Annotated in this window: 12 protein-coding genes; 11 read left to right on the top strand and 1 reads right to left on the bottom strand. The window is 73.5% G+C overall.

Annotation, left to right across the window (positions count from 1 at the left end; genetic code table 11):
- The first annotated feature begins 3 nt into the window (after positions 1-3).
- Genes MUB56_RS12285 through MUB56_RS12325 form a run of 9 tightly spaced genes read left to right on the top strand, consistent with a single transcriptional unit; the run spans position 4 to position 10,955 of the window.
- The gene (locus MUB56_RS12285) at positions 4-507 is read left to right on the top strand and encodes a hypothetical protein (protein WP_244932180.1); all 504 of its coding nucleotides are present in this window, start codon (positions 4-6) and stop codon (positions 505-507) included.
- Positions 504-2,075, top strand: a complete 1,572-nt coding sequence (locus MUB56_RS12290) for an AAA family ATPase (protein ID WP_244932181.1) — start codon at positions 504-506, stop codon at positions 2,073-2,075. The genes MUB56_RS12285 and MUB56_RS12290 overlap by 4 nt, the downstream gene beginning before the upstream one ends.
- Positions 2,072-3,340, top strand: a complete 1,269-nt coding sequence (locus MUB56_RS12295; protein ID WP_244932182.1) for a hypothetical protein — start codon at positions 2,072-2,074, stop codon at positions 3,338-3,340. The genes MUB56_RS12290 and MUB56_RS12295 overlap by 4 nt, the downstream gene beginning before the upstream one ends.
- Positions 3,337-4,287 carry a glutamate ABC transporter substrate-binding protein gene (locus MUB56_RS12300; protein WP_244932183.1) on the top strand — a complete coding sequence of 317 codons (951 nt, stop codon included), beginning with the start codon at positions 3,337-3,339 and terminating at the stop codon, positions 4,285-4,287. The genes MUB56_RS12295 and MUB56_RS12300 overlap by 4 nt, the downstream gene beginning before the upstream one ends.
- A 7-nt stretch (positions 4,288-4,294) precedes the next feature.
- Positions 4,295-5,422, top strand: coding sequence for a hypothetical protein (locus MUB56_RS12305; protein WP_244932184.1), 1,128 nt, complete (start codon positions 4,295-4,297; stop codon positions 5,420-5,422).
- Positions 5,419-7,821 carry a serine/threonine-protein kinase gene (locus MUB56_RS12310; RefSeq protein ID WP_280637403.1) on the top strand — a complete coding sequence of 801 codons (2,403 nt, stop codon included), beginning with the start codon at positions 5,419-5,421 and terminating at the stop codon, positions 7,819-7,821. Before MUB56_RS12305 ends, MUB56_RS12310 begins: the two co-directional genes overlap by 4 nt.
- Positions 7,818-8,975: a protein phosphatase 2C domain-containing protein gene (locus MUB56_RS12315; protein WP_244932185.1), complete on the top strand. Its 1,158-nt coding sequence runs from the start codon at positions 7,818-7,820 to the stop codon at positions 8,973-8,975. Before MUB56_RS12310 ends, MUB56_RS12315 begins: the two co-directional genes overlap by 4 nt.
- Positions 8,968-10,245, top strand: coding sequence for a VWA domain-containing protein (locus MUB56_RS12320; protein ID WP_244932186.1), 1,278 nt, complete (start codon positions 8,968-8,970; stop codon positions 10,243-10,245). The genes MUB56_RS12315 and MUB56_RS12320 overlap by 8 nt, the downstream gene beginning before the upstream one ends.
- Positions 10,242-10,955, top strand: coding sequence for an FHA domain-containing protein (locus tag MUB56_RS12325; RefSeq protein WP_244932187.1), 714 nt, complete (start codon positions 10,242-10,244; stop codon positions 10,953-10,955). Before MUB56_RS12320 ends, MUB56_RS12325 begins: the two co-directional genes overlap by 4 nt.
- 383 nt (positions 10,956-11,338) lie before the next feature.
- On the opposite strand, the gene MUB56_RS12330 is transcribed toward MUB56_RS12325, so the two are convergent.
- Positions 11,339-11,908 (bottom strand): class I SAM-dependent methyltransferase, encoded by a 570-nt coding sequence (locus MUB56_RS12330; protein WP_244932188.1) that lies wholly within the window; start codon positions 11,906-11,908, stop codon positions 11,339-11,341.
- 393 nt (positions 11,909-12,301) lie between these two features.
- Between MUB56_RS12330 and MUB56_RS12335 the strand changes: the two genes are divergently transcribed.
- Both MUB56_RS12335 and MUB56_RS12340 read left to right on the top strand, forming a co-directional pair.
- On the top strand, positions 12,302-12,439 hold the full coding sequence (locus MUB56_RS12335; protein WP_244932189.1) for a hypothetical protein: 138 nt from the start codon (positions 12,302-12,304) through the stop codon (positions 12,437-12,439).
- A 10-nt stretch (positions 12,440-12,449) separates the two neighbouring features.
- On the top strand, positions 12,450-13,523 hold the full coding sequence (locus tag MUB56_RS12340) for a 3-isopropylmalate dehydrogenase (protein ID WP_244932190.1): 1,074 nt from the start codon (positions 12,450-12,452) through the stop codon (positions 13,521-13,523).
- Positions 13,524-13,575 lie beyond the last annotated feature (52 nt).

Genomic DNA, 13,575 nt, shown 5'->3' on the forward strand with positions numbered 1-13,575 from the left:
CGGATGGGCCTCAGGGCGTGGTTCGGCCGCCACCAGGAGGAGCCGGTCCACGTCGTACCCCCACCGCCGACGGAGCAGGACATCCTCGCCTCGCTCAACCGCGTCAACGCCATGCTCGTCGAGGGCAACGCGCCGCCCGTCGTCACCTCTCGAGTACGACGGATCGCGCGGATCATCAACGACACGCTGCCCCGGCTGCGCCATCTCGGCGCGGGCTCGGCCGACAGCTACTCGGTCGTGGCGACCGCGACGAACTACCTGCCCGAGGCGGTCGGCGGGTATCTCCGACTGCCGCGGGACTGGGCGGACACCCGGCCCATCGACGGCTACAAGACCTCGCTGATGGTGCTCATCGACCAGCTGGAGCTGCTGGCCGCGACGATGGAGAAGATCCTCGACGCCGCCAACCGCGCCGACGCCCAGGCGCTGGTCGCGCACGGCATGTTCCTGCAGGCCAAGTTCGGGCCGCCGTCCGGCACCGACATGACGCTGGGATCCCCCTCATGACCGACAGCTCGCCCACCCTCTCCGACGCTCTCGACACGCTCGCCGCCGCCGCGACGACCGCCGGGATCGACCCCGGCGCCGCCCGGGCGGAGGGGGAGGCGCTCGCCGCCACCGTGGCCGAGGCCGCCCGGGGAGCGTTCGTCGACTGGTCGGCCCAGACCGGCCGGGCGTCCTCCGCCGAGGAGTTCATGGACGCCGCCTCGCGGGGCCGCCGGTTCCGCTCGGCGCCCACGCCGACCATGGGCCAGCTCCAGCTGACCCGATCGCCGCACGCGCCGTCGTACGCCCGAGCGCTGGCCGACGTCGCCTTCGCCGCGTCCTCCCTCGGGGAGGAGAATCCGCGCACCGTCGGCAACGCGGCCACGGCCGCTGCAGCCCAGCTCGGGGAGAGCGCTCCCGGCCCGCTGCCGGGAGCCGAGCGGCAGCCCGTCCCCGGCGTCGGCGACGAGGTCGCGCAGAGCCTGCTCGCCCAGCTCAGCACCATCCAGCGCAAGCTCGCCGGCGGCCTCGACCTGTCCGGCCTCCAGTTCCCGCCCGAGCCCGGCCTGCCGGGCGCACCGGCGCCGGGTCAGCCGGTGCAGCAGCCCGTCCAGGCCGCCCCCGCCGAGCCGGCCCCGCCGGTCGTCGAGGAGGAGCCCGAGCCGGAGGAGGACCCGAAGACGGTCGAGGAGCTGCTCGCCGAGCTCGACACCCTGGTCGGCCTCGCCGACGTGAAGGCCGAGATCCACCGCCAGGCGGCCGTGCTCCGCGTCGAAGGTCTGCGCCAGCAGGCCGGGCTGAAGGCGCCGACCATCACCCGGCACATGATCTTCAACGGCAACCCCGGCACCGGCAAGACGACGGTGGCGCGCCTGGTCGCCGGCATCTACCGCGCGCTCGGCCTGCTCTCGAAGGGCCAGCTGATCGAGGTCGACCGCTCCGAGCTGGTGGCCGGCTACCTCGGCCAGACCGCGATGAAGACCGCCGACGTGGTGAAGTCCGCCGAGGGCGGCGTGCTGTTCATCGACGAGGCCTACGCGCTGGCCGGCGACCAGTACGGCCAGGAGGCCGTCGACACCCTGGTCAAGGAGATGGAGGACAAGCGCGACGACCTCGTGGTCATCGTCGCCGGCTACCCCGTCCCGATGGAGGTCTTCGTCGGTCAGAACCCCGGACTCGCGAGCCGCTTTCGCACCACCATCGACTTCGCCGACTACGCCGACGACGAGCTCGCCGACATCTTCGGCGTGATGGCCCGCTCCGCCGAGTACGACGTCGACGACGCCGTCCTGACCCGGCTCCGCGAGATCCTGGCCGGCGTCGAGCGCGGCCCGACCTTCGGCAACGCGCGCTACGTCCGCAACGTGCTGGAGGCGGCGATCGGGCGGCACGCCTGGCGGCTGCGCGAGATCGAGCAGCCGACCCTGGAGCAGCTGCGGACGCTGGTGGTCGAGGACCTCCAGTCCGACACCGACCCCGACGCCGAGCCCGAGCCCGAGCCCGAGCCGGACCCGGAGGTCCCGACCGGGCCCGTCGACTGGCCGGCCGCCGACCCAGGCACCCCGCCCGCCCCCGAGGAGGCACCGTGAGCCAGGTCCAGGTCGCACCCGCGACCCCCGCGACCGCCGTCGCCCCGGCGGTGACGACGTCCCCGCCGGCCGCCGTGCCGAGCCCGGCCGAGGACACCCCGAAGCTGCTCAACCGGTGGCTGCTGGTCGCGGTCGCGGCCGGGGTGCTGTTCGGCCTGCTCGCCGCGCTCTGGCAGCTGCTGGCCTGGCAGGCGGCCGGCCGGGCCGCCGACGAGAGCGAGCAGCTGGTGCGGGTCCAGGAGATCCGCTCCTCGCTCTTCCGCGCCGACGCGCTGGCCTCGACCGCCTACCTCGTCGGCGGGCTGGAGAGCCCCGACTCGCGGGCGTCGTACGACGCCGCCGTGGACCGGGCCCTGGTCCTGGTGGCCGACGCCGCCGAGGCCCAGCCGGCCGACCGGGCGGCCCTGGGCGAGCTGAACACCGCGATCTCGGCGTACGCCGACGACGTCACCCAGGCCCGCGCGGCCAACCGCGAGGGCGACCAGGTGGGCGCGGAGTACCTCCGCCTGGCCGGCGCCGCGCTGGCCGCGGACGGTGACCTGGCCCGCCCGCTCGACGCCCTGGTCACGGCCAACACCGAGCGGGCCGAGGACGAGATGGACGGGCAGAACACCCTGCCGATCCTGCTCACCGGCCTGCTGGCGCTCGGGGCGCTGTGGTGGGTCAACCGGCAGCTCGCGCGCCGCTTCCACCGCCGCTACAACGTCGGCCTGGTCGTCGCCGCGGCCGTGGTGGCCGCGCTGACCGTGGTGACGGCCGGCTACTCGGCCTGGGTCAACGGCCGGCACGAGGAGATCCGCGACAACAGCTTCCAGCGTGCCTTCGACGAGGCCGGGTCCCGGTCCGCCGGCAGTCAGGCCAAGGCTGCCGAGGCACGCCGGCTGATCGCCCGCAGCTCCGGTGAGGGCGCCGACGACGCCTGGGCGGCCGCGGCCGCGGTGGTCGCCGACAGCGCCGACGAGGTCACCCTGCCGCTCTGGGACGACTACGCCGGCCTGCACGAGGAGCTGGTGGACCTCGACGACGCGGGTGACTGGGCCGCGGCGGTCGAGCTGGCCACCGAGGGCGGCGCCGGCACCGCCATCGACGCCTTCGACGCCGCCTCCAGCGACGTGGTCGCCGACGCGGCCGCCACCACCGCCGACGACCTGCGCGCCAGCCGCCCGGTCGGCCTGATCCTGATCGTCCTCACCCTGCTCGGCGGCCTCGCCGCCTGGGGGGCCGCCACCTGGGGCATCGCCCAGCGACGCAGGGAGTTCGCATGACGACCCGGACCATCCGCCGGTCGGCGGTCGGCGCCGTCCTCGTCCTCGCCCTCGCCCTCGCCGCCTGCGGGTACGACGCCACCGAGGTGGCGCCCGCGCCGAGTCCCGAGGTCAAGCTGGTCGAGGCCGCGCCGCAGGCGTGCACCGACTACCTGGACTCCTACGCCCCGGACGGCGACGACCGGACCCCGGCGCTCGACGCCATCCGCGACCGCGGCCGGCTGATCGTCGGCGTCTCCGGCGACACCCGGCTGCTCGGCGCGCGCGACCCGCTGAAGGCCGGCCAGCCGATCGAGGGCTTCGACATCGACATCGCCACCCGGATCGCCGAGGAGCTGTTCGGCGACCCCACGCGGATCGAGCTGAAGGTGATCACCGCGGGTCAGCGGGTCGACTACCTCAAGGACGACACCGTCGACATCGTCGCGCGCAACATGACGATGAACTGCGACCGCTGGGAGGAGATCGCGTTCTCGGCCCAGTACTACGCGGCCAGCCAGAAGGTGCTGGTGGCCAAGGACGACGAGGCGTCGTACTCCGGTCCGGCGAGCCTGGCGGGCCAGCGGGTCTGCGCACCGGCCGGCTCGACGTCGATCACCAACATCGTCGAGAAGGTGCCCGAGGTGGTGCCGGTCGCGGCGATCAACCACACCGGCTGCCTGGTGCTCTTCCAGAACGGCGAGGTCGACGCCATCACCGGCGACGACACGGTGCTCGCCGGGCTGGCCGCCCAGGACCCGTACGCCGTGGTCCCGCAGCAGGAGAAGATCACCGACGAGCCGTACGGCATCGGGGTCAACGCCGACAACGTCGACCTGGTCCGCTTCGTCAACGACGTGCTGGAGCGGATGCGCACGGACGGCTCCTGGCAGGCCAGCTACGACCGGTGGCTCGCCCCGGCGCTCGGCAAGGGCAGCCAGCCCCAGCCGTTGTACGGGCGCGGCTGAGGCGCGCATGAGCACCGCCCCCACCCCACCCGGCCCGCTCGGCTCCGCACCGGAGCCGGCGGCGCTGCAGGCGTACCTGAGCGACCTCGACGAGTGGGTGCGCGGCCGGAAGGTCGAGCTCGACGAGCTCGACGCGGCCGCGCTGGCCGGCCAGCGCGGGGCGGAGGTGGCCTCCGACATGGCGCTCGCGCTGGCGATGTGGAAGGCCGTCGCGGACCGCTGGCAGCTGATGTGGGCGACCTGGGACGGCGGCCGGGTCGGCCAGCCGGAGCGCGAACGGATCACCGCGCTGGTCTGGGGTCGGCTCGACTCGACCGTCGGCGGCAGTGCCGGTCTTCGGGGCGGCGGCACCTCCCTGCCCGAGGCCTGCCGGCTATCCGACGCGCTGGTCAGCCAGCTCCGCGCGGCGCTGTCGCTCGCGCCCGGGGCCGACGCCGCCGCGGCCCGGATCAAGGAGGTGCGCGCCCAGCTCGAGCGGCTCCGCGACCAGGTCGGTCTCGAGCCGGCGCTCGGCCGCGACGCCTCCGTCGACCGGCTGGCCGGACTGATGGCCCGGCTCCAGGACGTCACCGCCCGGGCCCAGCGGGGCGCCGACGTCGGCGGCCTGCTCGGCCCGCTCGAGCAGGAGGCGGCCACCTTCGAGCGCGACCTGATCGTCGGCAACGCCAAGCGCCGGGAGGCCCGCGACCTGCTCGAGGACACCCGCGAGCTGCAGGCCGACCTCGAGTCCCGCGAGACGGCGTTGCGCACCCTGGCCGACCGGTGCGTGCGCAAGGTCGACCCGGCCCCCCGCTACGCCGTACCCGACGTCTCCGCCCTCGGCCCGGTCCCCAACACCCTCGAGCGGATCGAGGCCCACGGCGCCAGGCTGCGCCGCGTCGAGCAGGCCTTCGCCCTCGTCGAGGAGAAGTACGCCGGCGCGCTCGCCGACCTCACCCAGCTGGGCGACCTGCTCGACGGCCTGCGGGCCAAGGCCGCGGCCCACGGGCTCGCCGACCATCCCGACCTCGCCGCCAGCGAGCGGCAGGCCCGCGACGTCCTGACCCGCGAGCCGGTCCCGATGGCGGTCGCCCGCTCGCTCGTCGGCACCTACTCCACCTGGCTCGACCAGCTCCTCACCAAGGAGAACGCATGAGCACCACGACCTGCTCGCAGCCGGGTTGCACCGGCAGCATCCTCGACGGCTACTGCGACGTGTGCGGCATGGCCGCCGACTCCGGGGGAGCGTCCACCGCGACCCCGGCGCCCGCCGCTGCGCCGGCCGCGCCCGCAGCGCCGGCCGCGTCGGTCGCGGCCACCGCCGACGGCACGCCCTGCACCCAGCCCGGGTGCACGGGCAAGATCCTCGACGGCTACTGCGACGTCTGCGGGTCGCCGCCGGCCTCGGTCGGGACCGCACCTGCCGTCGCCGGCGAGGTCGCGCCGATGGGTGGCGGCGAGGTGTCGGTCGCCACCGCCGCCTCCAGCGTCCGCTCGGCGGCGATCGGGTCCCGGCTGGCGCAGACGTCCGGCACGTCGAGCACCCGGCGTACCCGCACCGGCTCCCAGCGGATGCGGGCGGCCCGGCTGGGCGCGGGCCTCACCGTCGTACCCCCCGCCCCCGCGGTCGACGCGAGCAAGGCGATCCAGCCCGACCCGCAGGTGCCCGAGGACAAGCGCACCTGCTCCAAGTGCGGCACCGCGATCGGGCGCACCGTCGACGGCCGACCGGGTCGCACCGAGGGGTTCTGCCCGCAGTGCGGCCAGCAGTTCTCCTTCACCCCGAAGCTGCACCCGGGCGACCTGGTCGCGGGCCAGTACGAGGTCGTCGGCGCGATCGCCCACGGCGGTCTCGGCTGGATCTACCTCGCCCGCGACAAGAACGTCTCCGACCGGTGGGTGGTCCTCAAGGGCTTGCTCAACTCCGGCGACCCCGACGCGCTGGCGGCGGCGATCGCCGAGCAGCAGTTCCTCGCGCAGGTCGAGCACCCGCTGATCGTCGAGATCTACAACTTCGTCACCCACGAGGGTGCCGGCTACATCGTCATGGAGTACGTCGGCGGCAAGTCGCTCAAGCAGATCCTCAAGGCCCGGATGGTCGCCCACAACGGCGTGTACGACGCGCTGCCGGTCGACCAGGCGCTGGCCTACCTGCTGGAGGTGCTGCCGGCGTTCCAGTACCTCCACGACCTCGGGCTCGTCTACTGCGACTTCAAGCCCGACAACCTGATCCAGGTCGGCGACGCGGTGAAGCTGATCGACCTCGGCGGCGTGCGACGCATCGACGACGAGGACTCCGCCATCTACGGCACCGTCGGCTACCAGGCGCCAGAGGTGGCCGAGGTCGGGCCGAGCGTGGCGTCCGACATCTACACGATCGGCCGGACGCTGGTCGTGCTGTGCATGGAGTTCCGGGGCTACCAGGGCACCTACCTGCACACGCTGCCGCCGCCGGAGACGACGCCGCTGTTCCAGCAGCACGACTCGCTCTACTGGCTGATCGCCAAGTGCTGCGCGCCCGACCCGGCCGACCGGTTCGCCTCCGCCGACGAGCTGCGGGCCCAGCTGATCGGGGTGCTCCGTGAGGTGGTCGCCGCCCGCACCCGGGGCACCGCGCTCACCTCGGCCGCCTCGGTGCTCTTCGAGTCGCCGGCCACGGCGACCTCGACGTTGTCCTGGACCGCGCTGCCCGACCTGCGCCCCGACACCACCGACTCCCAGCACGGCTGGCTCGCCAGCATCGGGGCGAGTGACCCGGCCGAGCGGCTGGCCAACCTGGCGCAGGCTCCCGAGGACTCCGCCGAGGTGCTGCTCGCCCGGGCCCACGCGGCCCTCGACCTGGCGGACGGCGCAGCCGCTCACGGTCACGCCGCCGCGCTGCTGGCGGCCGACCCGTGGGACTGGCGCGCGCTGTGGCTGGACGGCCTGGCCTACCTCCAGCAGGAGGACTGGCAGGCCGCGCAGTCCGCGTTCAGCGCGGTCTACCAGCAGGTGCCGGGTGAGCTCGCGCCCAAGCTCGCGCTGGCGGTCGCCTGCGAGCGGGGCGGGTTGCCGGACGTCGCCGAGGGTCTCTACGCCACCTGTGCCGCCACCGATGCGACGTACGTCGCTCCCGCGGCCTTCGGGATGTCGCGGGTCCGCGCCGAGCGCGGCGACACCGCCGGTGCGGTGGCGGCGCTCGACATGGTCCCGAAGACCAGCCGCGGCTACCCCGAGAGCCGGCAGCTGCGTGCCGAGGTGCTGCTCGCGGGCAGCGGCTCCGACCTGGCCGTGCTCGACCAGGCGATGCGCAGCATCGAGTCGGTCTCGATGGACCCGACCGCGCGCCAGCGCTACACGGTGCGGATCCTCACCGAGGCGCTCTCGGTCGTGACGAGCGGGCAAGCCACCACCCGGGCCGGGGTCAAGGTCGGCGAGCACGTCGCCAACGAGGCCGGCCTGCGGGCCGGCCTGGAGAAGGCCTACCGGGCGCTGGCGCGCGAGGCGCCACTGCTCCAGGACCGGGTCACCCTGGTCAACCAGGCGAACGCCGTAAGGAGCTGGACGCTGACGTGAGCACCACCACCTGTCCCACCTGCGGGACCACTGTCGCCGAGGACGCGCGGTTCTGCGAGGGCTGCGGCACCCCGCTCGGCGGTACGGCGCCCGCGGCACCGACCGCGGCCGAGATCGACGCGCTGGCGCCGATCAGCGCGCCGACGTACCGCACCCCGGCAGCGCCGCCGCCGACCCCGGTCCGCACCTGCCTGTCGTGTGCGGGGAAGGTCGGACCGGACGGCTACTGCGAGGTGTGCGGCACCAAGGCGCCCAGCGAACGCGACCACTTCCGCGAGGCGCCGGCGTCCTGGGTGGCGGGGGTGTGCGATCGCGGCATCCGCCACCACCGCAACGAGGACGCGATGGCGCTGCTTGCCTCGCAGACGCCGGGGGAGCGGGCCGTGCTCGTCGTCCTCGACGGGGTCTCCAACTCCATCGACTCCGACGTGGGCTCGCTCGCCGGGGCGCGGGCGGCTCGCGAGGTGCTGCGCACGCCCCTCCCGCGGGGGATGGGCACGCCCGAGAGCCGGAGCGCCGCCGTCATGAAGGTGCTGACCGAGGCTGCCGTCGCCGCGAACGCCGCCGTGATCGCCACGACCGACCCGTCCTCGACCAACCCCGCGTCGGCGACGTACGCCGTGGCGGTGCTCGAGGGCAGCATGCTGGCCCACGCCAACATCGGCGACTCGCGGGTCTACTGGCTGCCCGACGGCGGCCCGGGACGCCAGCTCAGCATCGACGACTCCGCGGCCCAGATGCAGATCGAGGCCGGGATGTCGCGCGCCGAGGCGGAGAGCGGCCCGCAGGCCCACGCGATCACCCGCTGGCTGGGCCGGGACGCCCCCGAGATCGCACCGCGGCTCGGGACGCTGGAGCTGGACACCCCCGGTTGGGTGCTGGTCTGCTCCGACGGGCTGTGGAACTACGCCTCCGAGCCGGACGCGCTCGCCGCGCAGCTCGCGGCCGCGGGCGGCGACCGGGGCGCCCCACCGGACGAGATCGCGCTCGGCCTGGTCGCGTTCGCGAACGCCCGGGGCGGGCAGGACAACATCACCGCAACCCTGGCGCGGTTCGAACCGGCGCCGGGGGAGAATGCCAGCGACGCGATCGACGTACCGACCCACGACACCACATCTCACGACACCACTGAGCAAGGGGAGTCCCATGGCTGAGTTCACCGCCGCCGTCTACCAGAACGAGTTCCTTCCCGACGGCGGCACGGACGTGAACGCCATCGTCACGGTGACCTGCTCCGGCGCCGGCACCGCCGGTCAGACCGGCGGCGGCTCCGCGGGCGAGATCATCATCGTCGACACCTCCGGCTCGATGGGCCCGCAGACGATGGCCGCGGCCAAGCAGGCCGCCCAGGCGGCGCTCGCCGAGATCGTCGACGGCACCTACTTCGCGGTCATCGCCGGCTCCGACCGCGCGATGCTGGCCTACCCGCAGGTCGCCTCCGGGCCGGGGATGGTGCCGATGGACGCCCGCACCCGCGCCGCCGCGAGCCAGGCGATCTCGAACTTCCACGGCTCGGGCGGCACGGCCATCAGCACCTGGCTCGACCTCGCCGGCACCATCTTCGCCTCGGTCCCGGAGGTCACCCAGCGGCACGCCCTGCTGCTGACCGACGGTGAGAACCGCGAGCAGCCGGGCTCCCTGGCCGCGGCCATCAAGCGCGCCACCGGCTACTTCCAGTGCGACTGCCGCGGTGCCGGCACCGACTGGCAGGTCGAGGAGATCCGCCAGATCGCCCAGGCGCTGCTCGGCACGGTCGACATCATCCCCAAGCCCGACCAGATGCAGGCGCAGTTCGAGGAGATCATGCGCGCCGCCATGTCGCGCGGCGTCACCGACGCGCAGCTGCGGATCTGGGCTCCGCAGGGCTCGCAGGTCCTCTTCGTGCGGCAGGTGTCGCCCTCGGTCGAGGACCTCACCGCCCGGCGCAGCGAGGTCAACCCGCTCACCGGCGCGTACCCCACGGGCGCCTGGTCCGACGAGTCGCGCGACTACCACGTCGCCGTCCGGGTCGCGGCCAAGGCGATCGGGCAGGAGCAGCTCGCCGCGCGGGTCCAGCTGGCCGTGGGTGACCAGGTGGTGGCGCAGGGTCTGGTCAAGGCGACCTGGTCCGGCGACTCCGGCCTGACCGCCCGCATCGACCAGCAAGTCGCCCACTACACGGGTCAGACCGAGCTGGCGTCGATGATCCAGGAGGGCCTCGCGGCCAAGGCGAGCGGCGACGAGGCCACGGCCACCACGAAGCTGGGCCGGGCGGTCCAGCTCGCGGCCGAGACCGGCAACGGCGAGGCCACCTCCAAGCTGCGCAAGGTCGTCGACATCGACGACGAGAAGGAGGGCACCGTCCGGCTCAAGCGCGCCGTGGACAAGGCCGACGAGATGGCCCTCGACACCGCCTCCACCAAGACCACCCGGATCAAGAAGTGATCTGCCCCGCCGGCCACGAGTCGGCCGCCACCGACTACTGCGACGTCTGCGGGCTCGCGATGGGCGCGGCGCCGGCGTCCGTCGACGCGCCCGCGGGCGCTGCGGACCCCGCCGACGGTGCCTGCCCGAGCTGCGGTGCGGCCAACCCGGCCAACGCCCTGTTCTGCGAGGCCTGCGGCTACGACTTCACCACCGGGTCGATGCCGCGTCCGCTGACGCCGCCCGCCGAGGACCCCGCGGCGACGATCGCCGCCCCCGTCGTATCGCCCGTCGCGGCGGCTTCGACGAGCACCGCCCCGCCGCTCGCGGACGAGTGGGTGGCCGAGGTCTGGATCGACCCGGACTGGTACGCCGACCAGAAGTCCACCGACCCGTTGCCCTCGCCGGGCCTGCCCCTGGTCGTCCCGCTGCGCACCACGTCGATCCTGATCGGCCGGGCCTCGCGCAGCCGCAACATCAACCCCGACATCGACCTGTCGTCCGACAACGGCATCAGCCGCCGGCACGCCCAGCTGACCACCGACGGCACCCGCTGGTTCGTCGAGGACCTCGGCTCCTCGAACGGCACGTACGTCGGCGACGCCGTCGGCGGCCTCCCGACCGCACCCGTGCCGGTCGGCCAGAAGCAGGAGGTCATGCCCGACGAGCGGGTCTACCTCGGCGCCTGGACCCGGGTCGTGGTCCGTCGGGCCACGCCCGGCGAGGTGTGAGCGCGCTTCGCGCGCTCGCACCTCGCGCGGGGAGAGGCTAGGAGCTCGCTTCGCTCGCGCTGTCTTGCCGTTCCGGTGAAACAGGCTCGCTTCGCTCGCGTTTCACCGGGCTGCTCGCGCAGCCGTGGGGGGTCACCGTCGCTGCGTTGAGTCGGGGCTCCTGGCGGTTGAGTCGGGGCTCGTGGCGGTTGAGTCGGGCGTACTGGCCGTCGAGTCGGGCGTACTGGTGTTGACTCGCGGTCGCTACCGGGTCTGCGGCGACGGGCTGCGTCAGCAGCCCGGTGAACCGCGAGCGAAGCGAGCCTGGTTCACCGGAACAGAAAGTACGGCGAGCGAAGCGAGCTCCTGGCCTCTCCGCACCGAACGTGTGCACCGCAGGTGCGTCAACGCTTGGTGGCGATGATCGCGGAGGCGTCGGAGGCGACCAGCACCTCGACGGCGGTGAAGCGCTCGTCGGTGAGCCACTGCTCGCGCAGCGTGTCGACGCGGCCGTAGGCGATCGGGGGCCAGACCTCGCACGGCGTGAAGTCGTCGAGTACGACGATGCCGCCCGGCTCGACCAGGCCCGCGATCGCGTCGACGCCGACCTCGGTGGGCTCGCCGGAGTCGAGGAACAGCAGGGAGAACGGGCCCTTGTCGAGCAGCGTCGACCAGTCGGCGGCGAGCACCTCGACCAGCGGGTCGTCGGCGAAGATCTGGGTGGCGGCCCTGGCGAGCTGGCTGTCCAGCTCCGCGGTGACGATCCGGGCGCCGTCCCCGCGGACGCCGGAACGCAGCCAGGCGGTGCCGACGCCGCAACCGGTGCCGAACTCCGCCATCGTCCCCCCGCGGGTGGCGGCGAGGGTCGCGAGCAGCCGTCCGGTCTCGTTGCGGCAGAACGAGACGTAGCCCGCCTTGCGGGAGACGGAGAACGCTCGGGACACGACATCGGGCAGCTCGGGCGGTGCGCTCATGGCCGCGAGTCTTTCATTCCGGGAGTGCCGTCCCGGATCGCGGACACAATCCGGAAAGCGGTGGCGGACGTCCGCTGAGCAGGGTTAGGGTTCGTTCACCATGCGGAGCGTCTTCGTACTTATCGACTGCCGCGGCGAGGCCTGAATCAGAGAGGCCACCTCGCCGCGGTGTTCGGCGTTGCGGGCCTCTCGATCCTCTTGAAGTTGCCGGTTCCCGGCACGCCTCGATCGAAGACTCCTCCGCGGTGGACGCCATCAGCGTCCGCGACCCGCACCCGCATGGTTCACCCGCTCTCGTGCGATCCACGAGCCGGGGCTCCGCCCGGAGTGTCTTCGTTCCGGGCGTGCCGGAACGACGAACCCGGCACGTACCCACGGAAACGGAGCAGCACGATGTACGACATGTACCCCGACTGGGGCCCCGCTCAGCACCACCCGGACAACCCGCACAGCCACGAGAACGTCACCGCCGCGCTGCAGCGCTCGCTCGACCTGCGGGACAACGGCGGCCAGCGTCCCGACGACAACTAGCGTTGACCCCATGAGCGACTCGAACACCAGCACCGGCACTGTGAACCTGGCCGTCATCCCCGGCGACGGCATCGGCCAGGAGGTGACCGCGGAGGCCCTCAAGGTCCTCGAGGTCGCGGCTCCCGCCGGCGTGAAGTTCGAGCCCACCCGCTACGACCTCGGCGCGGAGCGCTACCTCGCGACCGGCGAGGTGCTGCCCGACTCGGTGCTCGGCGAGATCCGCGAGCACGACGTCATCCTGCTCGGGGCGGTTGGCGGCAAGCCCAACGACCCGAACCTGCCCCCGGGCATCCTCGAGCGCGGCCTGCTGCTGAAGCTGCGCTTCGAGCTCGACCACTACGTCAACCTGCGCCCGTCCCGGATCTTCCCCGGCGTCCCCGGCCCCCTGGCGAACCCGGGCGAGGTCGACTTCGTCGTCGTCCGCGAGGGCACCGAGGGTCCCTACACCGGCAACGGCGGCGCGCTGCGCGTCGGTACGCCGGCCGAGGTGGCCACCGAGGTCTCCGTCAACACCGCCTTCGGGGTGGAGCGGGTCGTCCGCGACGCCTTCGCCCGGGCCCAGCGCCGACCGCGCAAGAAGCTCACCCTGGTCCACAAGACCAACGTCCTCGTGAACGCCGGCTCCGTGTGGTGGCGGCTGTTCCAGGAGGTCGCCGCGGAGTACCCCGACGTGACGACCGACTACATGCACATCGACGCGGCCATGATCTTCATGACGACCGACCCGGCCCGCTTCGACGTGATCGTCACCGACAACCTCTTCGGCGACATCATCACCGACCTCGCCGCCGCCATCACCGGCGGCATCGGGCTCGCCGCGTCCGGCAACGTCAACCCCGACCGGACCGCGCCGAGCATGTTCGAGCCCGTGCACGGCTCCGCGCCGGACATCGCCGGCCAGCAGAAGGCCGACCCGACCGCCGCGATCCTGTCGACGTCGTTGCTGCTCGACCACCTCGGCCACCCCGAGGCCGCCGCCGTCATCGAGGCTGCCGTCATCGCCGACCTCGCCGCGCGCGAGTCGGGCGCGACCCGTCGTACCTCCGAGATCGGCGACGCGATCGCCGCTCGAGTAACTGGCTGACGCGCACCCCGACGTCCAGGAGGCCCGGTGCGCGTCAGTGCGCCGGGCCTCC

This window comes from Nocardioides sp. W7, assembly GCF_022919075.1.
Taxonomy (GTDB): domain Bacteria; phylum Actinomycetota; class Actinomycetes; order Propionibacteriales; family Nocardioidaceae; genus Nocardioides.

What these genes read in the sequence shown, in the direction of transcription:
- MUB56_RS12305 (WP_244932184.1), top strand. Translation starts at nt 4,295, where the DNA reads ATGAGCACCGCCCCCACCCCACCCGGCCCGCTCGGCTCCGCACCGGAG.
- MUB56_RS12330 (WP_244932188.1), bottom strand. Translation starts at nt 11,908, where the DNA reads ATGAGCGCACCGCCCGAGCTGCCCGATGTCGTGTCCCGAGCGTTCTCC.
- MUB56_RS12310 (WP_280637403.1), top strand. Translation starts at nt 5,419, where the DNA reads ATGAGCACCACGACCTGCTCGCAGCCGGGTTGCACCGGCAGCATCCTC.
- MUB56_RS12320 (WP_244932186.1), top strand. Translation starts at nt 8,968, where the DNA reads ATGGCTGAGTTCACCGCCGCCGTCTACCAGAACGAGTTCCTTCCCGAC.
- MUB56_RS12285 (WP_244932180.1), top strand. Translation starts at nt 4, where the DNA reads ATGGGCCTCAGGGCGTGGTTCGGCCGCCACCAGGAGGAGCCGGTCCAC.
- MUB56_RS12300 (WP_244932183.1), top strand. Translation starts at nt 3,337, where the DNA reads ATGACGACCCGGACCATCCGCCGGTCGGCGGTCGGCGCCGTCCTCGTC.
- MUB56_RS12335 (WP_244932189.1), top strand. Translation starts at nt 12,302, where the DNA reads ATGTACGACATGTACCCCGACTGGGGCCCCGCTCAGCACCACCCGGAC.
- MUB56_RS12290 (WP_244932181.1), top strand. Translation starts at nt 504, where the DNA reads ATGACCGACAGCTCGCCCACCCTCTCCGACGCTCTCGACACGCTCGCC.
- MUB56_RS12340 (WP_244932190.1), top strand. Translation starts at nt 12,450, where the DNA reads ATGAGCGACTCGAACACCAGCACCGGCACTGTGAACCTGGCCGTCATC.